General features: G+C 66.7%; 21 protein-coding genes. 6 read left to right on the forward strand and 15 right to left on the reverse strand.

The genetic code is table 11. The annotated features are described in order from the left end of the window. Positions 1–3: 3 nt before the first annotated feature. A complete protein-coding gene (locus V3596_RS18370) occupies positions 4–771 on the reverse strand; it encodes a type III pantothenate kinase (protein ID WP_334279343.1) in 768 nt (255 codons plus the stop codon). 117 nt (positions 772–888) lie between these two features. Between V3596_RS18370 and V3596_RS18375 the strand changes: the two genes are divergently transcribed. The 3 genes from V3596_RS18375 (at position 889) to V3596_RS18385 (ending at position 4562) form a co-directional block, all read left to right on the forward strand. Then, a complete protein-coding gene (locus tag V3596_RS18375) occupies positions 889–2421 on the forward strand; it encodes a methyl-accepting chemotaxis protein (protein WP_334279257.1) in 1533 nt (510 codons plus the stop codon). A gap of 106 nt (positions 2422–2527) precedes the next feature. Then, positions 2528–2995, forward strand: coding sequence for a cache domain-containing protein (locus V3596_RS18380; protein WP_334279258.1), 468 nt, complete (start codon positions 2528–2530; stop codon positions 2993–2995). 31 nt (positions 2996–3026) lie between these two features. Beyond that, positions 3027–4562 (forward strand): methyl-accepting chemotaxis protein, encoded by a 1536-nt coding sequence (locus V3596_RS18385; protein WP_334279259.1) that lies wholly within the window; start codon positions 3027–3029, stop codon positions 4560–4562. On the opposite strand, the gene cobA is transcribed toward V3596_RS18385, so the two are convergent. The 12 genes from cobA to V3596_RS18445 all read right to left on the reverse strand — a co-directional run bounded on the left by cobA (position 4540) and on the right by V3596_RS18445 (position 18691). Beyond that, on the reverse strand, positions 4540–5310 hold the full coding sequence (cobA, locus tag V3596_RS18390; protein ID WP_334279260.1) for a uroporphyrinogen-III C-methyltransferase: 771 nt from the start codon (positions 5308–5310) through the stop codon (positions 4540–4542). The genes V3596_RS18385 and cobA overlap by 23 nt on opposite strands. After that, a complete protein-coding gene (locus V3596_RS18395) occupies positions 5307–8069 on the reverse strand; it encodes a nitrate reductase (protein WP_334279261.1) in 2763 nt (920 codons plus the stop codon). Before V3596_RS18395 ends, cobA begins: the two co-directional genes overlap by 4 nt. A gap of 4 nt (positions 8070–8073) precedes the next feature. Next, on the reverse strand, positions 8074–8457 hold the full coding sequence (gene nirD, locus V3596_RS18400) for a nitrite reductase small subunit NirD (protein WP_334279262.1): 384 nt from the start codon (positions 8455–8457) through the stop codon (positions 8074–8076). A 14-nt stretch (positions 8458–8471) separates the two neighbouring features. Beyond that, positions 8472–10910, reverse strand: a complete 2439-nt coding sequence (gene nirB / locus V3596_RS18405; protein ID WP_334279263.1) for a nitrite reductase large subunit NirB — start codon at positions 10908–10910, stop codon at positions 8472–8474. Further along, complete coding sequence (locus V3596_RS18410; protein WP_334279264.1) at positions 10907–11710, reverse strand: ABC transporter ATP-binding protein; 804 nt, start codon at positions 11708–11710, stop codon at positions 10907–10909. The genes nirB and V3596_RS18410 overlap by 4 nt, the downstream gene beginning before the upstream one ends. Positions 11711–11714: 4 nt before the next feature. Then, positions 11715–12614, reverse strand: a complete 900-nt coding sequence (gene ntrB / locus V3596_RS18415; protein ID WP_334279265.1) for a nitrate ABC transporter permease — start codon at positions 12612–12614, stop codon at positions 11715–11717. Between the two features lie 10 nt (positions 12615–12624). Next, on the reverse strand, positions 12625–13842 hold the full coding sequence (locus tag V3596_RS18420; RefSeq protein ID WP_416383995.1) for a CmpA/NrtA family ABC transporter substrate-binding protein: 1218 nt from the start codon (positions 13840–13842) through the stop codon (positions 12625–12627). A 278-nt stretch (positions 13843–14120) separates the two neighbouring features. Beyond that, complete coding sequence (locus V3596_RS18425) at positions 14121–14729, reverse strand: ANTAR domain-containing response regulator (RefSeq protein WP_334279267.1); 609 nt, start codon at positions 14727–14729, stop codon at positions 14121–14123. 126 nt (positions 14730–14855) lie between these two features. Continuing rightward, positions 14856–15260, reverse strand: a complete 405-nt coding sequence (locus tag V3596_RS18430; RefSeq protein ID WP_334279268.1) for an FKBP-type peptidyl-prolyl cis-trans isomerase — start codon at positions 15258–15260, stop codon at positions 14856–14858. A gap of 495 nt (positions 15261–15755) precedes the next feature. Further along, on the reverse strand, positions 15756–17036 hold the full coding sequence (locus V3596_RS18435) for a TRAP transporter large permease (RefSeq protein ID WP_334279269.1): 1281 nt from the start codon (positions 17034–17036) through the stop codon (positions 15756–15758). 17 nt (positions 17037–17053) lie between these two features. Continuing rightward, the gene (locus V3596_RS18440; RefSeq protein WP_334279270.1) at positions 17054–17605 is read right to left on the reverse strand and encodes a TRAP transporter small permease; all 552 of its coding nucleotides are present in this window, start codon (positions 17603–17605) and stop codon (positions 17054–17056) included. A 69-nt stretch (positions 17606–17674) separates the two neighbouring features. Then, positions 17675–18691 (reverse strand): TRAP transporter substrate-binding protein, encoded by a 1017-nt coding sequence (locus V3596_RS18445; RefSeq protein WP_334279271.1) that lies wholly within the window; start codon positions 18689–18691, stop codon positions 17675–17677. A 151-nt stretch (positions 18692–18842) separates the two neighbouring features. On the opposite strand from V3596_RS18445, the gene V3596_RS18450 reads away from it, so the two are divergent. Both V3596_RS18450 and V3596_RS18455 read left to right on the forward strand, forming a co-directional pair. Then, positions 18843–20789 carry a sensor histidine kinase gene (locus V3596_RS18450; protein ID WP_334279272.1) on the forward strand — a complete coding sequence of 649 codons (1947 nt, stop codon included), beginning with the start codon at positions 18843–18845 and terminating at the stop codon, positions 20787–20789. Further along, positions 20782–21384: a response regulator transcription factor gene (locus V3596_RS18455; protein WP_334279273.1), complete on the forward strand. Its 603-nt coding sequence runs from the start codon at positions 20782–20784 to the stop codon at positions 21382–21384. The genes V3596_RS18450 and V3596_RS18455 overlap by 8 nt, the downstream gene beginning before the upstream one ends. A gap of 10 nt (positions 21385–21394) precedes the next feature. On the opposite strand, the gene V3596_RS18460 is transcribed toward V3596_RS18455, so the two are convergent. Continuing rightward, a complete protein-coding gene (locus V3596_RS18460; RefSeq protein ID WP_334279274.1) occupies positions 21395–22711 on the reverse strand; it encodes a sensor histidine kinase in 1317 nt (438 codons plus the stop codon). Beyond that, entirely contained in the window at positions 22708–23364 is a 657-nt protein-coding gene (locus tag V3596_RS18465; protein WP_334279275.1) for a response regulator transcription factor, read from the reverse strand. Before V3596_RS18465 ends, V3596_RS18460 begins: the two co-directional genes overlap by 4 nt. Before the next feature lie 106 nt (positions 23365–23470). Between V3596_RS18465 and V3596_RS18470 the strand changes: the two genes are divergently transcribed. Further along, entirely contained in the window at positions 23471–24520 is a 1050-nt protein-coding gene (locus tag V3596_RS18470) for an efflux RND transporter periplasmic adaptor subunit (RefSeq protein ID WP_334279276.1), read from the forward strand.

A 24520-nucleotide genomic window follows, 5' to 3' on the forward strand; every position in this document is an offset into this window, starting at 1 on the left:
CCGCTACAGCGCCAGTCGCTGCGCCTGCAGCGCAAGAATCCCGTCGAAGATCAGGCTCTCGTGCAGCTCGTGCTCGAGCTCCACGGCCGGTGCCACCTTCCAGCCTGCGCCACCCGTCATCACCGTGAGCGGCGATTGCCCTGAGCGGCGCTGCAGATGACGGTGCATGCGCTCGATGGCGCCGACGATGGCATAGGTGCCGCCGCTGGTCAGCGCATCCGAGGTATTGGTCGGAAACTCCCGGACCTCGCCGGTCGGCACACGCAGGCCGGCCGTGCCGCCTTCCAGCGCGCGCAGCATGATGCCGTGGCCCGGCAGGATCAGGCCGCCCAGAAAATGGCCTTCAGCGTCCAGCGCATCGACGGTCACCGCTGTGCCCACCATGACCACCAGACAGGCCCGCGGCAGGCCACGGCGCACCACCAGCGAGCGCGCGCCGATCAAGGCCACGAAGCGGTCGGTGCCCAGCCGGCTCGGGTGGTCGTAGCCATTGGTGATGCCGCCGGCATGAGCCGCCGAGACGACCCAGCGTGGTTCGATGTCCCAGAGCTCGAGCTGCTCCTCGACGCGGCGGCGCACCGCATCGCCCGCCACGTTGCAGCCCAGCATGCTGTGCGGTGCCGGCAGCGCAGCCCATTCGGTTTCGGCCAGGCGGTCGATGTTTTCCAGGAACACCGCACCATGTTGCAACAGCACGGCGCCGGGTTGGGGCGAGGCATAGAGCGCCCATTTCAGTCGCGTGTTGCCGATGTCGATGGCCAGAAAACTCATGGAGTGGCTGAGCGTGGTGCGCATTGCGGTGGCGGTTAGCGTAACAGCCCTGCGCGGACAAACGCCCGGGGCGCGCGACGGGTTATAACCGGCACTGTCTTGGTGCAGGAGTGATGCATGAATTTTTCCGTCCGTAGCAAGCTCTGGATGCCGGTGGCTGGCCTGGCCGTTGTGGTGGTACTGATGACGCTGTCCTCCGCCACGCGAACCAAGAGCCTGGCCGAAGAGGCACGCCTGAACCAGGCGCGCCAGCAGCAGAAGTTCGATCTCTCGCTGCGCTGGCGCGGCCAGACCGAGACCAATGCCACGCGGGCGGTGGCCGGCATCATCAGCAGCGATGCGGCCGTCACTGCCGCATTCAAGCCCGAGATCGAGGCGACCACGACCACCATCTCCGAGATCCAGAAGCAGCTCGAGGAGCTGGCTACCGAGCCTGAAGAGAAGGCCGCCATGGCCCGCATCGCCGACACCCGCAAGGACTACATCGCCGTGCGCGCCGACGTCAGCAAGCTGAAGTCGGGTGGCGATGCCGCTGCGGCATCAGCGCTTCTGCTGGACAAGCTGATGCCGATGCTGAAGCGCTACCTCGACGCACAGCAGGACTTCATCAAGCTGCAGCAGCTGCGCTCCGACGCACTGCGTGACGCGGCCACGGCCGAGCGCATGCGCACCGTCTGGCTGGTAGCGGCCGTGATGGGCACGCTGGTGGCATTGATGGGCGTGGCCACGCATTTCCTGGCCCGCTCGGTGCTACAGCCGCTGGAGGCCGTTACGGCGCAGGCCCGGCACATTGGCGACGGTGACCTGAGCCGCTCGATCAGCACCGACCGCAGCGACGAGATCGGCTCGCTGCAGCGCGCGCTCTGCGCCATGCAGGACTCCCTGAACCGCATGGTGGGCGCCGTGCGCCAGAGCGCCGACAGCATCCAGACGGCCAGCGCGGAGATTGCATCCGGCAACCTGGACCTGAGCCAGCGCACCGAGCAGGCGGCCTCCAACCTGCAGCAGACCGCCAATTCGATGAGCGGCCTGACCACGACCGTGCGCCAGAGTGCTGACGCGGCCTCCACGGCCAACCAGCTCGCCAACAGCGCCGCACAGGTCGCCCAGCGCGGCGGCGCCGTGGTGGGCCAGGTGGTCACGACGATGGACGAGATCAACGCCAGCTCCAAGAAGATCGCCGACATCATCGGCGTGATCGATTCGATCGCCTTCCAGACCAATATCCTGGCGCTGAACGCTGCCGTGGAAGCGGCCCGAGCCGGCGAGCAGGGCCGCGGCTTCGCCGTGGTGGCCTCCGAGGTTCGCTCATTGGCGCAACGCTCGGCCGGTGCGGCCAAGGAGATCAAGTCGCTGATCGACACCAGCGTGGACAAGGTCGAGGCCGGCAGCCGCCTGGTGCAGGACGCCGGCACGACGATGAACGAGATCGTCGCCAGCGTGCAACGCGTGACCGACATCATTGCCGAGATCAGCGCCTCCACCATCGAGCAGAGCCAGGGCATTGGCACGGTCAACGACGCCGTGGCCCAGCTCGACCAGATGACCCAGCAGAACGCCGCCCTGGTGGAGCAAAGCGCGGCCGCGGCCGAATCCTTGAAGGACCAAGCCATCAACCTGACCGAGGTGGTGCGGGGCTTCAAGCTCTAAGAAGCAGGCAAGCGTGATCAATTCCTTGCCAGCACGCTGTCAAGCTGGTCAGAATCAAGCGGCCGCCCCATGATGGGGCTGTCCATCCAACAAGGAGATCCGCACCATGAAGAGCACGTACTACCGCAGCATCGCCAAGACCCTGCTGCTGGCCGCGGCCCTGAGCACCGGCGCGCATGCGGCCGACGGTGGCGCCACCGCCGAGCAGGCCACGGCCATGGTCAAGAAGGGTGTCGCCTTCATCAAGGCCAATGGCCACGACAAGGGCTATGCCGAGATCACCAGCAAGACCGGCCAGTTCCGCGACCGCGACCTCTACCTGACGGTCTACGGCATGGACGGCGTGGTACGCGCCCATGGTGCCAACGAGAAGATGGTGGGCAAGAACCTGATCGAATTGAAGGACGTGGACGGCAAGGCCTTCGTCAAGGAGCGCCTGGACATGGCCAAGACCAAGCCGACGTTCTGGCAGGACTACAAGTTCACCAATCCGGAGAACAAGAAGATCGAACCCAAGAGCATGTACTGCGAGAAGCTTGAAGACATGGTGGTCTGCGGCGGCATCTACAAGTAAGCAAACCAGCGCTGAACCGGGAGGGTCATTCATGAAACTGGGTACCAAGCTTCTGATGGCCCCGCTGCTCACCGCTGTCGTGGCACTGGCCGCCGGCGAGATCAATGCGCTGCTGATGAATCGCGAGGCCGCGGCCAACCAGCTGGAAGTGCAGGCACAGATGGAGCAGTTCAAGACCCTGGCCAGCACCCAGACCCAATTGGGTCAGGTGCATGCCAGCGTCTACCGCACCGTCGCCCTGATGGCTTCGCTGGATGACGCCAAGACCAAGGCGCTGCGTGCCGACCTCGCCAAGCAGCTGGGCGGGGTGCAACGCACGCTCGCCGCCAGCCTGGACGGCAGCGGCGCCGACGAGCAGCTGCACGCCGGTGTCGTCGAGGCCGGTGGGCAGATCGACAAATACCTGAAGGCCGCGGACTCGGCCATCGACCTCGCTTCGGTCGACCCGAACACCGGCATCGCCGCGATGCAACAGGCCGATGCCGCGTTCGAGAGCCTGGCCAAGACCATGGGCGGCATGGTGGCGCGCATCGACGCACTGGCGGCCGAGTCTGCTGAAAGCTCACAGGCCCGCTCCACCCGCTACAACATCATCCTGACACTGATCGGCCTGCTGGCCGCCGGCGGCGCCGTGTTCGTCGCCTGGCGCATGCAGGGCAAGCTGGTGGCCGAGCTGGCACGGGCCGGCGAGGTGGCCAATGCCGTGGCCGCCGGCGACCTGAGCGTGGCAGCCGACAGCGACCGTGCCGACGAAGTGGGCGACCTGCTGCGCTCGCTGGACCGCATGGCCCAGCAGCTGAGCGAGTCGCTGCGCACCGTGCGCGAGTCCTCACAATCGATACACACGGCCAGCGCCGAAATCGCCAGCGGCAACCAGGACCTGAGCGTACGCACCGAAGAAGCTTCATCGAACCTGCAGAAGACCTCCAGCTCGATGGAGCAATTGACCGGCACGGTGCACCAAAGCGCCGAAAGTGCCTCCACGGCGAACCAGCTGGCCAACAGCGCAGCTCAAGTGGCGCAGCGCGGCGGCACGGTCGTGGGCCAGGTGGTCGCGACGATGGACGAGATCAACACCAGCTCCAAGAAGATCGCCGACATCATCGGCGTGATCGACAGCATCGCCTTTCAGACCAACATCCTCGCCCTGAACGCGGCGGTGGAAGCCGCGCGTGCCGGCGAGCAGGGCCGCGGCTTTGCGGTGGTGGCCAGTGAAGTGCGCTCGCTGGCGCAGCGGTCAGCCTCGGCCGCCAAGGAAATCAAGGGCCTCATCGATACCAGCGTCGACAAGGTCGAGACCGGTGCTCGCCTGGTGCAGGACGCCGGCACGACGATGAACGAAATCGTGGCCAGCGTGCAGCGCGTGACCGACATCATTGCCGAGATCAGTGCCTCCACCATCGAACAGAGCCAGGGCATTGGCACAGTCAACACGGCCGTCGCCCAGCTCGACCAGATGACGCAGCAGAACGCCGCGCTCGTCGAGGAGAGCGCGGCCGCAGCCGAGAGCCTGAAGGATCAGGCGGTCAAGCTGTCGGACGTGGTCAGCGGCTTCCGCCTGCGCTAGCCTGCTCGCCGAAAGGCAGCAGCTGTTCGAGCTGCGCGGCCTCACGAACCACCTCGCCGACCACCAGGATCGCGGGGCTCGCGATGCGCGCGCGTTTCAGGGTAGCGGCCAGGGTGCCGAGCGTGCAGATCGCCTGTCGCTGATGCTCGGTATGCGCTGCAGAGATCACAGCCGCAGGCATCGCAGCCGGCATGCCACCGGCGCGCAAGGCGGCCACCAGCGCTTCGGCGCGCGCCAGGCCCATATAGATCACCAGCGTCAGGCCGCTGCGCGCCAGGGCGGCCCAGTCGGGTGCGTCCTCACCGTCTTGCCTGTGGCCGGTGACGAAGGCCACGCCGGGTGCATGGCGGCGGTCGGTGACCGGGATGCCGATGCTGGCGGGCGCGGCGATGCCGGCGGTAAGACCTGAGACTACTTCCACTTCGATGCCGGCCTCGCGCAGCGCCGTGACCTCTTCGCCGCCGCGGCCGAAGACGAAGGGGTCGCCGCCTTTCAGGCGGACGACCCGCGCACCGCTGCGCGCCTCGCGGATCATCAGCTCATGGATGAAGCGCTGCTCGGTCGAGACGCAACCGCCGCGCTTGCCGACGCGCAAGAGTCGCGCATCTGATCGCAGCAGCGCCAGCACACGGGCATCGACGAGGTCATCGGTCAGCACCACATCGGCGTCCTGCAGGCGCTTGAGCGCACGCACAGTCAGGAGTTCCGGGTCGCCGGGGCCGGCGCCAACAAGGCTGACAGTATTCATGTGATCACCTCTTCGCGAACTTCGGACACAAGTCGACGCAGCGACGGCAGGCAGGAGCCGCATTGCGTGCCGCATTTCAATTGCCCCTGCAGCTGGGCCAGGCGCTCGTTCGGCGACCCGCTGACGCCCCCTAGGCAGGCACGGATGCTGTCCTCACGCACGTTGAAACAGTTGCAGACCTGCGGGCTGCTCTGCTGCAGGCCCTGCGGCGCCTGCGCTTCGGGTGCGAGCAGCCAGCGGCCATGCGGCGCGGCGGCTTGCGCTTCACGCCAGAGCTCGGTGAGCCAGGCGCCATCCTCGCCTTCGCCGACACGCAGCAGGGCTTGCAAGCGCGCCTGATCGCCCTCGCCGGACAGGCGCAGCGCGCGATGGCGGCCCCGGCGGGTGTCGGCATAGCGCAGCACGCCGGTACCTTCGAGCTTGAGGATGGCGGCCAGGCGCTGCAAGAGCGCGGGGTGCGGCGCCTGCGCCAGCGCCGCGTCCAGGCACCAGCCTTCGCTGCCACCAAACATCTCGTCCTGTGGCGGCGCGGGCAGGCATTGCACATAGCCAAATTCAGGCATCAATGCGCGCAGCTGCTCGCGCAGGGCGGCGCTCTCTGCAGCTGGCACCCAGGCCGCAGCGCTGATGCGCCAGGGCAGCTCGGCAGGCTGCACATTCATCGCCGAGAACTTCAGCTCGGGTTGGCGGGCATCGGGGCAGAAGGCGTCTTGCGTCAAGGCGTTGATGCCATCGCCACCAATGAACTCGGCGCCCCAGTGCATGGGCACATAGGCCTGTCCGCAGGCCACGGTCTCGTCTGCCTGCATGGGCAGCACCAGGGAACCGCGACGCGTCGTCAGCTTGCCCAGCCCGCCGTCTTTCAGGCCGCGCCGTGCCAGGTCTTGCGGATTGAGCCGCACCGCCGGCCTGGCGTCGAAGGCCATCAATCGCGGCACCGCGCCGCTGCGGCTCATGCCATGCCACTGGTCGCGCATGCGGCCGGTCGTCAGGGCGAGCGCAAAGCTGGCGTCGATCTTGTCGGCAGCCGCCGCAAAGGGCCTGCTGACGAAACGGGCACGGCCGTTGGCAGTGGCGAAGCGCGAGTCCTGGTAGAGCCTTGCCCGGCCCTGCGACTCAGCCTCCGGGCATGGCCACTGCTGTGGTGACCGCTCCAGCATCGCGTAGGTGAGGCCGGTGATGTCGAGGTCGCGGCCACGCGTGGCTTCACGATGTTCGAGCCACAGGGCTTCGGGACCCTCAACACCGAACAAGGACGGCAGGCCCGGGCGCAACTGCACTTCAAGCCGCTGCGCGATGTCGCGTGCAATCTGCCAGTCCGGCCGCGCCTCGCCAGGCGGCAAGATAGCGGCACGCACGCGCGAGATGCGGCGCTCACTGTTGGTGACCGTGCCCTCCTTCTCGCCCCAGGTCGCCGCGGGCAGCACGAAGTCGGCATAGGCAGCCGTGGCGGTACCGGTGAAAGCCTCTTGCAGGATCACCAGCTCGCAGCGTTCCAGCGCCGCGCGCACCAAGGCCTGATTGGGCAGCGATTGCGCCGGGTTGGTACAGGCAAGCCAGAGCGCCTTGACCTCGCCGCGGGCAGCCGCTTCGAAGAGCTCGACAGCCGTCTTGCCCGCCGTTGCTGGCAGCGCGTCCACGCCCCACAGGCGCGCGATCTCGGCGCGATGGTCGGCATCGGTCGGGTCGCGATGGCCGGGCAACAGCGTGGCCATGCCGCCGGTTTCGCGACCACCCATGGCATTGGGTTGGCCCGTCAGCGAGAAGGGCCCGGCACCGGGCCGGCCGATCTGGCCACTGGCGAGATGCAGGTTGATCAGTGCCGTGTTCTTGGCGGTGCCGCTCGTGCTCTGGTTCAGGCCCATGCAGTAGAGCGAAAGCGTGGCCTCGGAGGTGGCGAACCAGCGTGCCGCCTGCAGAAGATCGGCCTCGCTGATGCCGCATTGCCGCGCCGCCTTGGCCGGCGGCATGTCGCGTGCCAAGGCCTTCAGCGCGTCAAAGCCTTCGGTGTGCTCGGCGATGAAATTCGCATCGATCCATCCCTCCCAGACCATCGCATGCAGCATGCCCAGACACAGCGCCACATCGGTGCCGGGCTGGATCTGCAGATGCAGGTCGGCGAACTCGGCCGTCTCGGTGCGGCGCGGGTCGACGACGATGATCTTCATTTCCGGCCGCGCCGCGCGAGCCGCCTCGATCCGGCGGAACAGGATGGGATGTGCCCAGGCCATGTTCGAGCCGGTGATGAACAGGCAGTCGGCGCGGTCCAGGTCTTCGTAGCAGGCCGGCGGCGCGTCCGAGCCCAGGCTCTGCTTGTAGCCCACCACGGCCGAGCTCATGCACAGGCGCGAGTTGCTGTCGATGTTGTTGGTGCCGACCAGGCCACGCGCCAGCTTGTTGAACGCGTGATAGTCCTCGGTGAGCAACTGCCCGGAGATGTAGAAGCCGATGGCGTCGGGCCCGTGGTCGGCGCGCAGGCTCAGCAGCTTGTCGGCGATTCTCTGATTCGCTTCGTCCCAGCTCAGTGCCTGCAGTTCATCGCCACGCGCGGCGCGATGCTGCGGATGATGCAGGCGCTTGGTCTGCAGCACGATGGGCGTGGCGGTGAGGTGCAGCGTCGAGCCCTTGCTGCAGAGCCGGCCGAAGTTGGCCGGGTGATCGGGGTCACCGCGCACGCCCGTGATCTGGCCCGCATCGCTCTCGATGATCACGCCACAGCCAACGCCACAATAAGGGCAGGTAGAGCGTGTGTCTGTCATGGGCTCAGCAGGCGTGAGCCCGCGTGCAGGGGCCGGCCTTGACCGGCTCCAGCTCAATGGCCACCGTGTCCAGCTCCTGCTGGCTGAGCAAGACCTGGCCCCCATTGATCCTGACCGTGAACCTGGGCGTGCTGCCTTCATCGGGCTCGCGGGCGCAGCCGCTGTCCAGCGCGATGGTCCAGTTGTGCAGGGGGCAGGCCACGGCCTTGCCGAACACGATGCCCTGGCTCAGCGGCCCGGCCTTGTGCGGGCAGCGGTCCAGCAGCGCATAGACCTGATCGTCCGCCGTGCGGAACAAGGCCACTTGCGGGCCCTTGGCACGTTGCACGCGGCGCGAACCCAGAACCGGGATGTCAGCGACGGCGCAGATCGTTTTCCATTCACTCATTTGCGTGTCTCCTCTCACACCGGCTGGAACTGGCGCAGATCGACCTTCGCCTTGTCGAAGTCGAACCAGGGGTCAGGCTCACCATCGAGCGCGAACTGCAGCTCGGCCCAGAGCTTCTTGCGACCCTCATGGTCGTCCAGTACCTTGGCCTTCACATGGTCCAGCCCCACGCGCGAGACGTAGTGCACCGTTCGCTCCAGGTACCAGCCTTCCTTGCGGTAGAGCTGCATGAAGGCGCCGGTGTACTCCAGTACCTCCTCGGCGGTCTTCAGCTTGGTGAAGAAGTGCGCCACCTCGGTCTTGATGCCGCCGTTGCCGGCCACATACATCTCCCAGCCCGAGTCCACACCGATGATGCCGACGTCCTTGATGCCGGCCTCCGCACAGTTGCGCGGGCAGCCCGAGACCGCGAACTTGACCTTGTGCGGCGCATACATGCGCCACATGGCGCGCTCGAGGTCCTTGCCCATCTGCGTCGAATCCTGCGTGCCCATGCGACACCACTCAGAGCCCACGCAGGTCTTGACCGTGCGCAGCGCCTTCGCATATGCGTGGCCCGAGGGCATGCCGATGTCCTTCCAGACATTGACCAGGTCCTCCTTCTTCACGCCCAGCAGGTCGATGCGCTGGCCGCCCGTGACCTTGACCGTCGGGATCTGGTACTTGTCGACCGCGGCTGCGATGCGTCGCAGCTCATCGGCCGTGGTCTCGCCGCCCCACATGCGCGGGATCACCGAGTACGTGCCGTCCTTCTGGATATTGGCATGCGAGCGCTCGTTGATGTAGCGGCTCTGCGGGTCGTCCTCGGCCTCCTTGGGCCAGGAGGAGATCAGGTAGTAGTTGAGCGCGGGCCGGCAGGTGGCGCAACCGTTCGCGCTCTTCCAGCCAAGCTGCGCATACAGCGCATCGAGGCTGGTGATGTGGTCCTTGAAGATCGCGTCGCGCACGTCCTGGTGGCTCATGTCGGTGCAGGAGCAGATCGCCTTCTTCTTCGGCGTGGCCGAATAGTCGCCACCGGCCGTGAACATCAGGAGTTGCTCGACCAGGCCGGTGCAGGACCCGCAGGAAGCGCTGGCCTTGGTGTGCTTGCGCACCTCTTCCAAGGTGAACAGGCCCTTGTCCTTGATCGCCTTGCAGATCGAGCCCTTGTTGACACCGTTGCAGCCGCAGACTTCGTCAGAGTCCGCCATCGCTGCGGCCTTGTTGTGGCCTTGATGACCCACGTCGCCGATGTTCGACTCGCCGAACATCAGCTTGTCGCGGATGTCAGAGATCTTGCGGCCCTCGCGCAGGAGCTTGAAGTACCAGCTGCCGTCCACCGTGTCGCCATACAGGCAGGCGCCGACGAGCTTGTCGTCCTTGATCACCAGCTTCTTGTAGACGCCTGCGAAGGGGTCGCTCATCAGGATTTCTTCGCTGCCCTCACCGCCCATGAAATCACCGGCGCTGAACAGGTCGATGCCGGTGACCTTCAACTTGGTGCTGGTCTGCGAACCCTGGTAGCGGCCGATGCCGAACTCGGCCAGGTGCGTGGCGCAGACCTTACCCTGCTCGAACAGCGGCGCCACCAGGCCATAGGCAATGCCGCGGTGCGCCGCACATTCGCCGACCGAGTAGATGCGCGGGTCGGTGATGGTCTGCATCGTGTCGCTGACGACGATGCCGCGGTTGCAGTGGATGCCGGCAGAAGCGGCCAGCTCGGTATTGGGGCGGATGCCGGCGGCCATCACGACCAGATCGGCCGGAATCTCCTTGCCGTCCTTGAATTGCACCGCCATGACACGACCATCCTTGCCACCGATCAGCGCCTGCGTCTGCGCGCCGAGCAGGAACTTCAGGCCGCGTGCTTCCAGCGACTTGCGCAGGAGGTCGCCCGCCTGGTCGTCAAGCTGGCGCTCCATCAGCCAGTCACCCAGATGCACCACGGTCACCTGCATGCCGCGCAGCATCAGGCCGTTGGCGGCTTCCAGGCCCAGCAGGCCGCCACCGATCACCACCGCATGCTGGTACTTCGTGGCCGCATCGATCATCGCGTTGGTGTCGGCAATGTCGCGGTAGGCGATCACGCCATTCAGCTCCTTGCCGGGCACCGGCAGGATGAAGGGGCTGGAGCCGGTGGCGATCAGGAGGCGGTCGTAGTCGGCCGAAGTTGTGGATCCATTGCCGTCTTCTGCGATCACGCGCCGCTTGACACGGTCGATCTGGGTGACCTTCTTGCCCAGATGCAGCGTGATGTTGTTGTCCTCATACCAGTCCAGCGGATTGAGGATGATCTCCTCGATCGTCTGCTCTCCGGCCAGCACCGGACTCAGCAGGATGCGGTTGTAGTTGGGATGCGGCTCGGCGCCGAACACGGTGATGTCGTAGAGATCGGGCGCGATCTTCAGCAGTTCTTCCAGCGTGCGCACACCGGCCATGCCGTTGCCCACCATCACCAGCTTCATCTTCTTCATGCAGCAGCCTCCACATGGGCATGGCGGGTGTAGAGGAAGTCGATCACCGCCTTGCGGGCATGCAAATAGACCGGGTCTTCGGCCAAGGCCACGCGGTCGCGCGGCCGTGGCAAGTCCACCGGGAGAATCTCGCCGATGGTGGCGGCCGGCCCGTTGGTCATCATCACGATGCGGTCCGAGAGCAGCACGGCTTCGTCCACGTCGTGCGTCACCATCACCACCGTGCTCTGCGTTCTCGCCACGATCTTCAGGAGTTCGTCCTGCAGCTTGGCGCGGGTCAGCGCGTCGAGTGCGCCGAAGGGCTCGTCCATCAGCAGGACCTTGGGCTCCATGGCCAGCGCCCGGGCAATGCCGATGCGCTGCTTCATGCCACCCGAAATTTCCTGCGGCTTCTTGGCGGCCGCATGTCCCATGCCGACCAGCGCCAGCGCATCTAGCGTACGCTGTTTGAGCTGGGCCTTTGTCTCCTCGGCACCGAAAACGCGCTCGACCGCCAGGTACACGTTCTCAAAGCACGTGAGCCAGGGCAGGAGCGAATGATTCTGGAACACGACCGCGCGCTCGGGGCCGGGCGCCGCGATCTCGCGGCCATCGCAGATCAGGCCGCCGCTCGTGGGGGACAGCAGCCCCGCGATCAGATTCAGCAGCGTGGACTTGCCGCAGCCCGAATGGCCGATCAGCGTGATGAACTCGCCGCGCTGCACTTCGAGATTGATCTCGCGCAGTGCATGGAACTTTCCCTTGCGGGTGGAGAACACCATTTCGGCGTCCTGCACCAGGACAAATGGTTTGCTGCTCATGGGGTCAGTCCTCGCTGAAGGAGAAGCGCTGGGCCACGAGCATCAGGAGTTGCTCCAAGGCCAGGCCCACGATGCCGATCACGAAGATGGCGATGATGATGTGCTGGACGTTCAGGTTGTTCCACTCGTCCCAGACCCAGAAGCCGATGCCCACGCCGCCGGTCAGCATCTCGGCCGCCACGATCACCAGCCAGGCCGTGCCGACGGACAGGCGCACACCCGTCAGCAGGTAGGGCAGGACGGCCGGGAACAGGATGCGCGTGATGACCTTCCATTCGCTGAGGTTCAAGACGCGGGCCACGTTCAGGTAGTCCTGCGGCACGCGCTGCACGCCCACGGCGGTGTTGACGACCATCGGCCAGATCGAGCAGATGAAGATGGTCCAGATCGCGGCCGGATTGGCGCTCTTGAACACCAGCAGGCCGATGGGCAGCCAGGCCAGCGGCGACACCGGCTTCAGGAGGCTGATCAAGGGCGAGACCATGCGGTTCGCGAACTCGAAGCGGCCGATGATGAAGCCCAGCGGGATGCCCACCAGGGCAGCGAGGCCGAAGCCCATGGCCACGCGCTGCAGCGAGAACAGGATGTTCCAGCCTATGCCCTGATCGTTCGGGCCCTTGCTGTAGAAGGGGTCGGCAAACAGCTTGACGGCGGCATCGAAGGTTTGAACGGGCGTGGGAAAGCTGCCGCCCTTTTGCGTCAGCAGTCCCCACACGCCGACCAGCAAGGCCAGGCCGAGGATGGGCGGCAGCACGCGCATCCAGAAGGCGCGCCAGTCCAGCGGAGCGCGCGCCTTGGGCTGCGGCTTGGCGACGACAGCCAAGGGCTCGCGAGGCTTGGCTGCCACGGCGGCTGGCTCCTCGCTGATCACTTCGCGCGGCGAATGAAAGACTGCGGAGACCATGTTGTGCTCCTCAAGCCTTGACCTTGAACGAATCGGCGTACTTGGCGGGTTCCTTGCCGTCCCAGGTCACGCCGTCGATCAGCTTGCTGGCGCGCAGGGCGTCCTTGGGCACGCTGACCTTCAGCTGCGATGCGGCCTGCTTGTAGAGCTCGATCTGATTGATCTGCTTGGCCACGCCCAGGTAATCGGGATGGTCCTTGATCAGGCCCCAGCGCTTGTGCTGGGTCAGGAACCACATGCCGTCCGACAGGTAGGGGAAGTTCACCGCACCGTCGTTGAAGAACTTCATGTGGTTCGGGTCGTCCCAGGTCTTGCCCAGGCCGTTCTGGTAGCGGCCGAGGATGCGCTGGTTGATCGCGTCGGCGCTGGTATTGACATAGGACTTGTCGGCGATGGTGTCGGCCATCTTCAGCTTGTTCTGCAGGCCGGCATCGATCCAGCGGCTGGCCTCCAGCACGGCCATGATCACGGCGCGCGCGGTGTTCGGATACTTCTTCGCGAACTCGCCGGTCGTGCCCAGCACCTTCTCGGGATGGTCCTTCCAGATGTCCTGCGTGGTCACGGCGGTGATGCCGATGCCGTCCATGATGGCGCGGTGGCCCCAGGGCTCGCCGACGCAGTAGCCGTCCATATTGCCCACGCGCATGTTTGCCACCATCTGCGGCGGCGGCACGGTGATGACCTTGGCGTCCTTGATCGGATTGATGCCGACACTGGCCAGCCAGTAGTACAGCCACATCGCATGCGTGCCGGTCGGGAAGGTCTGCGCGAAGGTGTACTCGCGCTTCTCGGTGCTCATCAGCTTGGCGAGCGAGGCGCCATCCACGGCGCCCTTGTCCGCCAGCTTCTTCGACAGCGTGATGGCCTGGCCGTTGTTGTTCAGGGTCATCAGCACGGCCATGTCCTTCTTCGGCCCGCTGACGCCGAGGTGCACGCCGTAGATCAGGCCGTAAAGCACGTGCGCCATGTCCAGCTCGCCGTTGACCAGCTTGTCACGCACACCAGCCCACGAGGCTTCCTTGGTCGGGATGATCTTGATGCCGTACTTCTTGTCGAAGCCCAGCACCGAGGCCATCACGATGGAGGCGCAGTCGGTCAGGGGGATGAAGCCGATGCGCACCTCCTCCTTCTCGGGCTTGTCCGAGCCGGCGGCCCAGGCCATGGGGCTCATGGCACTCATGGCGGCACCGGCAGCGCCGGCCAGCAATGTGCGGCGTTCCTCGCTCATCAAACCCTCCTTGTGCAGCTTCTTTCCAGTCGTATGGCTCATCGAGATCTCCAAGCAGAAAAGGACAAAGGCGTCGCGACCAGGAGACCACTCGCGTGTCTCCATCGGTCGGACGCCTTTGTCCTTGTTCGATTCCAGAAGGGCCCACGCCGTTGCGGGCCCGACGACTTCACTTCAGCAGAAAGCGTGCCAGCGTTATTCCGGGAGATTTGGCCGGTGCACGCACCGGCCGCGCACTGTTTGCCGGCATCGCTGCGCCAGATTGGTGCAATGCAACATCAACACGGGCGCAAAAGGGAATGCGCGTCGATGACCCGCTCTGCCACGGCGGCCAACGCCTCACCGCGGTCCATCGCGAGCTTGCGCAGACGCTTGTAGGCCGCGTCCTCATCCAGGCCCAGCTCGCTCATCAGGATGCCCTTGGCCTTCTCCACGCTCTTGCGGCTGGCCAATTGCGCCTGCGCCTTGCCCAGCTCCTGGCGCAGCGCCAGGTCTTGCTCGAAACGGGCAATCGCCACCTGCAGCACCGGCGCCAGGCGCTCGGCGCGCAGGCCGGCCACCACATAGGCGCTGACGCCCGCCTTCAGGGCGCGGCGCATCGGGTCGTCGCCGCCGTCCTCGGAAAACATCACCACCGGGCGCGGCATCGTCTCCGAAACCGTGGCAAGCATCTCTACCGTGTCGCGGGTGGGCGATTCACTGTCGACGATCACCACATCGGGCTTCAAGCGCAGCACGCAGTCATGGATCAGCGTGGCCTGCTCCACCACGCCCACCACCTCGCAGCCCAGGCGCGCCAGCTCGTCGCTGATCAGCGCGCCGCGGTGGGCACCGTCATCGATCAGCAGGACGCGCAGGCCCTGGGCCAGGGAAAGGGAGTCGCTCAAGGGGGGTTGTTACGGGACAAGGGTTGCAGGGCTTGACGCAACTTCCATGCCCGCAAGCGGGCCTCAGCAATCAATCAAGGTCACAGCCCATCGCTCCATGGCCATCCCCGAGGCGACCCGCCGTGCTCAGGGCTTGACGATGCCCAGCAGCTCGATCTCGAAGGTCAGCGGCGTGTTGGGCGGAATGGCGCCGCCACCGGCACCGCGTTCGCCATAGGCCAGGGCGGCCGGGCAATAGAACTTGGCCTTGCCGCCGACCTTCATCAACTGCACGCCTTCGGTCCAGCAACGGATCACGCGGTTGAGCGGCAGGTCCATCGGCTCGCCGCGGGCGACCGAACTGTCGAACTCGCGGCCGTCGAGAAAGCGGCCGACGTAGTGCACCTTGACCTTGTCGTTCTGCGTCGGCTTCGCGCCGGTGCCGGCCACGACTTCGGTGTAGACCAGGCCCGAGGCGGTGGTGATGGGTTCGGCGGCCAAGGCCGGCGACAGGCACAGCGCGAGGGGAATCAAGGCGAGCAGCTTGCGCATGGAATTCATCCAGGGTTTTCGATGGAGCCGGATCATCGCATCGCGCGCGCATGCAAAAAATGGCTCATCGCCGATCTGAGGGGGAGACTCATGCAGGCACGTAGCTGCCGTTCGTTTTCTTGTTCCTCGGTTGGTCGAAGATCAGGCCGCCAGCGGGTTCCCCTGCGCTCGTGTCCCCCGGCCCTGGCCGCGCCAGGTCCTCCTCCTTTACCTCGCTTCGGGAAACCCACTGCCGTCCTGCTCCGGCCACACTGGGCATGTGCCTCGACACAGGCGACGGGCGGTGCGGATCAGGACGGTTGGGCGCTCTGTGGAGTGAGGTAGAGGAGGAGGCCGAAGGCCGGAGGACACGAACGCAACAGAGTGCCCAAGCGGCCTGATCTTCGAGCCATCATGAAAGACGGCAATGTGCCGTCAAGGGACATCCCAGGAATTCGGCGATTCAGCAGAAAAAAGGGCTCGCCGTGGCGAGCCCCTATTGCAAGTGCCTTGGTCCTATTTCAGGAGCAGCTGCGGCAGCCACAGCGAGATCTGAGGCACATAGGTCACCACGCCCAGGAAGATCAGCATCGTGAGCAGCCAGGGCCAGACGGCCACGGTCAGTTCCGAGATGCCCATCTTGGTGATACCCGAGGCCACATAAAGGTTCAGGCCCACCGGCGGGTGGCACATGCCCACTTCCATGTTCACCACGATCAGGATGCCGAAGTGCACCGGGTCGATGCCGAGCTTCATCGCCACCGGGAACAGGATGGGCGCAAGAATCAGCACGATGGAGCTGGGCTCCATCACGTTGCCGGCCAAGAGCAGCAGGATGTTGCAGACCAGCAGGAAAGCGATGGGACCGAAGCCCTGGCCGATCATCCAGTCGGCCATGGCCTGCGGGATGTTCTCGCTGGTCATCAGGAAGCTGAACAGCACCGCGTTCGTGATGATGTAGAGCAGCATCGCGCTCATGCTGGCCGAGTCCAGCAGTACCTTGGGCAGGCGCTTCAGGGACATGTCCTTGTAGACGAAGGTGGCAATCACGAAGGCATAGACCGCCGACATGGCCGCCGCTTCCGTCGGCGTGAAGATGCCGGTGTAGATGCCGCCCATCACGATGACGATCAGCAACAGGCCCCAGACGCTTTCGCGGAAGGCCTTCCAGCGCTCGGCCCACGAGGCCTTGGGCATGCGCGGGTAGTTGTTCTTGCGGGCGATGAACCAGGTGGTGAAGCCGAGGCAGATCGCCAGCAAGAGGCCCGGCACGACGCCGGCAATGAACAGCGAGCCGACCGAGGTGTTGGTCGAGACCGAGTACATCACCATCACGATGGACGGCGGGATCAGGATGCCCAGCGACCCCGAGGTAGTCAGGATGCCCGCGCCGAAACGGTTGGGGAATCCCTGCTTGACCATGGCCGGCAGGATCACCGAACCGATGGCCACCACGGTGGCGGGCGAGGAGCCCGACACCGCGGCGAACAGCGCGCAGGCCATCACGCCGGCGAGGCCCAAGCCCCCGTTCCAGTGGCCGATCATGCTGGTGGCGAAGCGGATCATCCGCCGCGCCACGCCGCCGTGGGTCAGGAAGTTGCCGGCCAGGATGAAGAACGGGATCGCCATGATCTCGAACTTCTCGATGCCGGTGAACAGCTTCAAGGCGACCGACTGGATCGGCACCTCGGTCATGGTGAAGAGGAAGGTCAGGACGGTGAGCCCGAGCGAGATGCTGATCGGCATGCCGGTCAGCATCAGCAGGATCAGCAGCACGAAGATGATGGAGGCGTTCATGGTGTCGTGCTCCTTGCTCAGGCCGGACCGGCATCGTCCAGGCCTTCGACATGGCCGTGGTCATGGTGGGGCAGCTCGCCGGTCTTCAGGAAGCTCCAGGCCACCTGCAGGAAGCGGAAGCTCATCAGAGACGAGCCCAGCGGCACACAGAGATAGACCCACCACATCGGCACCTCGAGGTCGGCCGAGGTCTGCTCGGTCTCGGACATGTGCCAGACGAAGTTGGCGCCCATGGCCGCCACCGTGCCGGTGAACAGCGCGCCGGCCAGCAGGCCCACGAGGACCAGTGCCTTGTGCGCACGGCCCTTGAGCTTGCGCAGGATCACGTCCACGCCCACGTGGATGCCGGTGCGCACGCCATAGGCGGCGCCGAACTTGGCCATCCAGACAAACATGAAGATGCACAGCTCCTGCGCCCAGCTCATGTTGATCTGGATCGTGTAGTCCTGGATGTAGGGCACGCCGGAGAGGTAGCGGTGCACCACGGCGGCGAAGATCACCAGCGTGGCACCACCGATCAGGAAGGCGATCAGCCATTCCTCGAGGTGGTTGAGGATGCGGTTGAGCATGGAAGCTCCCAGAGAGGGGGGGCAGGTGCGAGAGCGGCACCAGTGTGGCGCCGCGTTCGGAACAATGGCTTACTTGCTCAGCGAGTAGCCGGCGGCCTTGTAGGTATCGGCAATCATCTGCTTGCCCACGCGCGCTTCCATCTCCTTGTGCACCACCGAGGTGGCCTTCTTCATCTCGTTGAGCTCGGCGGCCGTGGGCGTGTAGATGGCTGTCTTGCCGCTGGCCTTGATCTTGTCGAGTGCCGTGGCGTTCTCGGTGGCGGCGATGGCGTTGGCGTAGGTGGTGGCGTCCTTCATGGCGCCCTCGAGCTGGCTGCGCAGCTCGGCCGGCAGGCCGTCCCAGAACTTCTTGTTCACGACGACGGCATAGGCCAGGTGGCCATGGCCGGACAGCGTCATGTGCTTCTGCACCTCGAAGACCTTCTGCGTGTAGATGTTGGACGGCGTGCTCTCGGTACCGTCCACCACGCCGGTCTGCAACGCCTGGTAGAGCTCGCTGAAGGCCATCACCTGCGGGATCGAGCCGAGCGAGCGCATCTGCGCGTCAAGCACCTTGCTGGACTGGATGCGCATCTTCAGGCCCTTGAAGTCGGCCACGTTCTTCAGCGGCTTGTTGGCCGTCATGTGGGTGGCACCGTTGTCCCAGTAGGCGAGACCGGTGATGCCCTTGCTCTCCAGCTTCTTGAACAGGTCGGCACCGACCTTGCCCTCGGTCACGGCGCGGAAGGCCTCGGTGTCCTTGAAGATGAAGGGCAGGTCGAAGACCTCATATTCCTTGACACCCAGCGGACCGAACTTCGAGAGCGAGGGCGCCAGCATTTGCACCGAGCCGAGCTGCAGCGCCTCGAGCTCTTCCTTGTCCTTGTAGAGCTGGCTGTTCGGATAGACCTCGACCTTGACGCGGCCGCCGGTGCGCTGTTCTGCCAGCTCCTTGAAGCGCAGTGCGCCCTTGCCCTTGGGCGTGTCGGGCGCCACGACATGGCTGAACTTGATGACGATGGGCGCCTGCGCCTGGGCGCCCAAGCTGACGATGGCCAGCAGGCTGGCGGCGGCGATGGCGATGGAACGGCGTGCGATTCTGGGCATGGCTTGTCTCCTGTTGTGGCAGCTGCGGATGGAATTGAGCCGCTATGCGCTCGATTGTGCGAAGCGACCTCGCCCGGCGGAAGTTGTGGACATCCACATTTCGGCGCGCCGGCACCACAGGCCCACTGGGCGCAAACGTAGACTGCGCGGCATGCAGCCCCGCCCTCTTGAAGACGCCCATCCGCGCCGCGGCGGCTGGCGCTCCCTGCTGTGGACGCTGCCGCTGCTGCTCTCGCTGGTCTTCGTGGCCGGCGTGCTGGCCTGGGTGCGGGCCAACGAGCTGGCCGAGCGCGAGCTGGAGCGGCAGACGCTGATCACCGACGCCCTGTCCACCGAAGCCCAGCTGCGCAGCCGCATTGCCGAAGAAACGGCGCTGCTGCGCCGCCTGGCGGCCGGCCTGGCCGGCGCGCAGCCCGGCGTCGAGGCCCTGGCTGCCCGGCCCGAGCTCAACACCGGCCTGCGCCGGCTCTGGCTCTCGGTGACCTGGCTGGACAGCCGCAACCGCCAGATCGCGCAACTGCCGCCCCAGGGCATTGCCAACGAGGACGGACTGTCGCTGCACCTGAGCGAGCCGGTCGGGCCCGAAGGGCGAGAGGGCAGCCTGGTCGTTCGCTATGCGCCGTCGCTGCTGCTCAAGCATGGCGTGCCCTGGTGGCTTTCGCGCAAGTACGAGGTGCAGATGGTGGACAGTGCCGAGCTGCTGATCGCCAGCACCGGCGAGCTGCGCATGCCGGCCGGCCCCGGGCCCAGCTACCGCGTGGCCTTCAGCGGCCCCTTGCGCTCCAGCCCGCTGACCGAGGCCGCCATCACCGATGCCGCGCTGGTGCTGACCGTGCGCGAGCCCCAGCCCACCGCGCTCAAGCCGCTGGCCCTGGTGCTCATCGCCGGCTTCCTGCCCCTGTCGGCCGTTGCGAGCTGGCTGCTGCGCCGGCAGGTGCGCCAGGTGCTGCGAGCCGAATCGGCCTGGCGCACGGAAGCTGCCTGGCGCGCGGCGATGGAAGACTCGGCCCTCGTGGGCCTGCGCGCCCGTGATTCCGAAGGCCAGGTGCTCTACGTCAACCGCACCTTCTGCGACCTGGTCGGCTGGCCCGCCGAGCAGTTGCTGGGCCGCAGGCCACCCATGCCCTACTGGCCGCCGGACGCGCTGGAAGAAGTGGCGCAGCGCAACCGCCGCACCTTCGCAGGCCAGGCGCCGCGCGAGGGCTATGAGGCGCGCTGGGTGCACCGCGACGGCCACATGATCGAGGTGATGGTGTTCGAGTCGCCGCTGGTCGATGCGGCCGGGCAGCAGATCGGCTGGATGGGCTCCATCATCGACATCACGCAGCGCAAGCGGCTCGAGGAGCGCGAGCGGCGGCAGGTCGAGACCCTGGCCCACAACGCGCGGTTGACGATGCTGGGCGAAGTCGCGTCCACGCTGGCGCATGAATTGAACCAGCCGCTGACGGCCATCGCCAGCTACAACGCCGGCGTTCTGAATTCATTGCAGCGCCAGGGCGGCGCGGACCCGGTGGTGCTCAATGCCCTGCAGCGGCTGGGCCAGCAGGCCGCGCAGGCGGGCCGCGTGGTGCAGCGCATCCGCGAGTTCCTGACGCGGCGCGAACCGCAGCGGGAGCGCTGCCAGCTGGGTGTCGTGATCAGCGATGCCGTGGCGCTCCTGAGCAAGGAGCTGTCGCGCGCAAAGATCGAGATGAGCTTGCGGCTCGACCCCGCCCTGCCCGCCGTGGTGGCTGACGCTGTGCTGATCGAGCAGGTGCTGATCAATCTCGTGCGCAACGCCGCCGATGCCTTGCTGACGCACCCTGAACCCCGCCACATCGAAGTGACGAGCCGCTTGGCCGGCAGCTTTGTGCGCATCGACGTGATGGACAACGGCCCGGGCCTGCAAGGCCTGGGCGCCGAAGCCCTGTGCGCACCCTTCTATTCGACCAAGAGCGAAGGCATGGGCATGGGACTGGCGATCTGCCGCTCCATCATCGAAGCGCATCAGGGCTTGCTGGATGCAGGCGAAGCGCCGGGCGGCGGTGCGCGCTTCTCGTTCAGCCTGCCCTTGGCCACGACAGCGACTGCAGAAGAGGAGGATCCGAGCCATGTCTGAAGTCTGGCTGGTTGACGATGATCCCGATGTGCGCGATGCGCTGGCCTTTCTGCTCGGCTCGCGCGGGCTGCAGGTGCAGGCATTCGAGAGCGGCGCGGCCGTGCTCGCCGCATTGGATGCATTGAGCCGGCCGCCGCGTGGCGTCTTCCTGCTCGACGTGCGGATGGAAGGCATGACCGGCACGCGGCTGCACGACGAGCTGCTGGAGCGAAAGCTCAAGAACCCGGTGCTCTTCCTGACCGGCCATGGCGACATCCCGATGGTGGTCGAGGCGCTGAAGAAGGGCGCGTTCGATTTTCTGGAGAAGCCCTACAGCGACAACGCGCTGGCAGACCGCATCGAGCAGGCCCTGGCCGTGGAAGCCGCGATGCAGGCCGAAGGCGCCAATGCCGCCGAGCGTGAAGCCCGCCTGGCCAGCCTCACCGAACGCGAACGCGAGGTGATGCACCGCGTGGCAGCCGGCAAGCTCAACAAGGTGATTGCCGACGAGCTGCATGTCTCGGTGCGCACGGTGGAGGTCCACCGCGCCCGCGTGTTCGCCAAGCTGGGCCTGCGCTCGGCGGCCGAAGTGGCGACGCTGCTGGCGCAGGGCTGAGGGTCAGGCGTCAACCCTGCATCGGCTGGCCATCGGCCCCCGCGCGCTCCCACAGGCGCAGTGACACGGCGAATCCAGGTCCCGCCTCCAGTGTCAGCGAACCCGCATGGGCACGGGCGATCAGGTCCACCAGACGCAGGCCCAGGCCCGACCCGGCGCGTTCGCTGGTGTCGCCGAGCCCTGCCTGCAAGTCGGCGCGGCGGCCTTCATCGACGCCGGGGCCGTTGTCGCGCACACAGAGGCATTGCACCTGACCCTCGCGCCGTGTGGACAGCCAGACGTCGGTGGCGCCATGGCGCACGGCGTTGTCCAGCAGATTGGCCAGCGCGGCACTGATCAGGTCGGGGTCGGCGCGCAGTGGCGGGCCGCCCTCCAGGTGCAGGCTCAGGTTCTCCACCGGCAGCTGGCGGGTGAGGTCGCCCAGGGTCAGCGGCTGCAAGGCCAGCTCATGGCCGCTGCGGAACAGGGCCAGCAGCGAGGTGACGACGCGCTTGAGCCGGTCAACGGCAGCGCGCGTGCGCTGCAGGCGCGGCCGGGCCGACTCATCCACCTCGCGCAAGGCCAGGGCCAGTTGAGCGTCCATGCCGGCCAGCGGCGTGCGCAAGGCATGGGCGGCATGGGCGGCGAAAGCCTGCTCCTGCTGCACCTTGCGCGCCAGCCGCTCGCCGAGGGCCGTGATCGAGGCCCGGACCACGGCGATCTCGGCCCGCGTGGCCTCGGGCAGTTGGGTGTCGGGCCGCAGCGGGTCATAGTGCTCGATCTGGGCCGCCAGGCCGCGCAGCGGATGCAGCGCTGCCGCCACGCGCCGGCGCAGCAGCACCGCGAAGACCACGCTGACCGCCATCGCGCTGAGCCCGACGAAGACCACCGATTCGTAGCGCGACTCGAAACGCTCCGCCCCATGCTGTGCCACGTAGAGGATGCGGTTGCGGTCCAGCAGGCGCATGCCATAGACCCGCCAGCCGCCGCTGCCATCGGACAGACCGGCATGGAAGGCGGGAAGCAGCGGCGGCCGGGGCGCGCCATGCGAGCGGCGCACCAGGCTGCCGTCGGCCTCCAGGATCTGCCAGACGACTCGCTCCACATGGGGCGGTGCCGGCAGCAGTTCGCCCAGCGCCTCGTCGGGCAGGTTGGGCCGCAGCGCCACCAGGCCGTAGATCACCTCGCCGGCCTCGCGCAGCGTGTCGTCCATCAGGTCGTCGACCTCGTGGCGCACGCCCCAGGTCAAGGTCAGGAACAGCGCCAGCATCCAGCCCAGGCTCACCAGGGTCAGCGTGCGTATCAGCTCACGCTGCAGCGAGGGCAGATGCTCCAACTTGTTGTTCATTTCGGTACCCGGTAACCGAGGCCGCGCACTGTCTCGATGCAGTCGCGGCCCAGCTTGCGGCGCAAGTTGAACACATGGACCTCCAGGGTATTGCTGCTGCTCTCGCCCTCGAAGCCGGTGGACAAGGCCTCCAGGTCCGACTTGGACACCACCCGCCCGGCGCGCGCCACCAGGGCGCCGAGCACGTTCCACTCCCGCGCCGTCAGGTCCACCGGCACGCCATGCCAGTAGGCCTGCTTGGCCGTCAGGTCCAGCTCGGCGCCCTCGCCGAGGCGCACACGCGGTGCGCCCTGCGTGACGGCCCGCCGGCTCAGCGCACGCAGCCGGGCGGCCAGTTCCTCGGGCTGGAAAGGCTTGACCAGGTAGTCGTCCGCGCCACTGTCCAGGCCGCGGATGCGCTCGCTCAGCAGGTCGCGCGCCGTGATCATGATGATGGGCACGGTGCCGCCGCGCTCGCGCAGGCGCTTGACCCAGTCCAGCCCGGAGCCATCCGGCAGCTGCCAGTCCACCAGCAAGGCGTCATAGGGCTCGCTCATCACCGTCTGGGCGTCCAGCAGACGCTGGAACCAGTCCACCAGATGACCCTCCAGGCGCAGGAAGGCGCTGAGCGCTTCGCCCAGGGTTTCATCGTCTTCGATCAAAAGCAGCCGCATGACATCAATCTCCAGGCAGCCAAGGTAACACCGCGGGTCCAGCGTCGGCTTCAGCTGGACTTCAGGCGTGCTGCTCAGCATCCAGCCCGTTCACATCGGAGCCCTCATGTTGCCCATCCGTGCCTTCTCGGCGTTTGCATTGACCCTGTCCTTCTTGCCTGGCTTTGCGCAATCGCAAGTCCTGACCCTGCAGGATGGCCAGGTGCGCGCCCTCGGCCTGCACAGTGCCCTGGCGCAGGCCGAACAGGGCGCCGCCCAGCGCGCCAGCGGCCGCGCCGCGCTGCCGCCGCAAGCCCAGCGGGTCGTCGCCCTGCCCTTGCCGGGCCTCGTCGAGCAGTTGCGATTCGCGCCCGGCGAGGCCGTGCCGGCCGGCGCGCTGATGGCCCAGCTGCGCAGCGCGCAGGGCCATGAGCTGGGACACGACCTGGAGGGCAGCCACCAGCAACTGGTCAGCGCCCGCCGCACCGCCGAGCGCGACGAGCAGCTTGCCAGGGAAGGCCTGATCGCGCAGTCGCGCCTCGACGCCAGCCGGGCGGCCCTGGCCCAGGCCGAATTGATGCATGAGGGTCGCCAGACGGCCCTCGCCCTCTCGGGCAGCGATGGCAATGGCCTGCTGCGCGCCCGCGCACCGATGGCTGGCCTGGTGCTGGAGCAGCTGGTGCAGGTGGGCCAGCGGGTCGAGGCCAACCAGCCGCTGTACCGCATCGCCCGGCTCGACCAGGTCTGGATCGAGCTCAGCCTGCCGGCGGCGCTGGCCGACCACCTGCGCCCCGGCGCCCGCATCGAGCTGCCCGGCCGCAGCGGCCAAGGCGTGCTTCTGGGCGTTGCCGGTGTGGCCGATCCGGCCACGCAGCTGGTGACCCTGCGCGCCCGCTACGAAGGCAGCTCACCGCCAAGGCCCGGCCAGTGGGTCGAGGTCGAGATACGGATACCGGGCGCCCAGCCCCAGCGCATCGCGGCCAGCGCCTTGTCCGAGCGCGACGGCAAACCGCTGGTCTTCCAGGACGAGGGCCAGGGCCGCTACCGCGCCCTGCACCCCAGCAGCGTCGAGCGCCGTGGCGGCGAAGCCCTGCTGCAAGGCCTGCCACCGGGCGCGCGCCTGGTGACCCAGGGCACGGCCGCGCTGCGCGCCCTGCTGGACAACGCCAAGCCCTGA

Source organism: Roseateles microcysteis, assembly GCF_036880965.1.
Classification (GTDB): Bacteria; Pseudomonadota; Gammaproteobacteria; order Burkholderiales; family Burkholderiaceae_C; genus JAUASW01.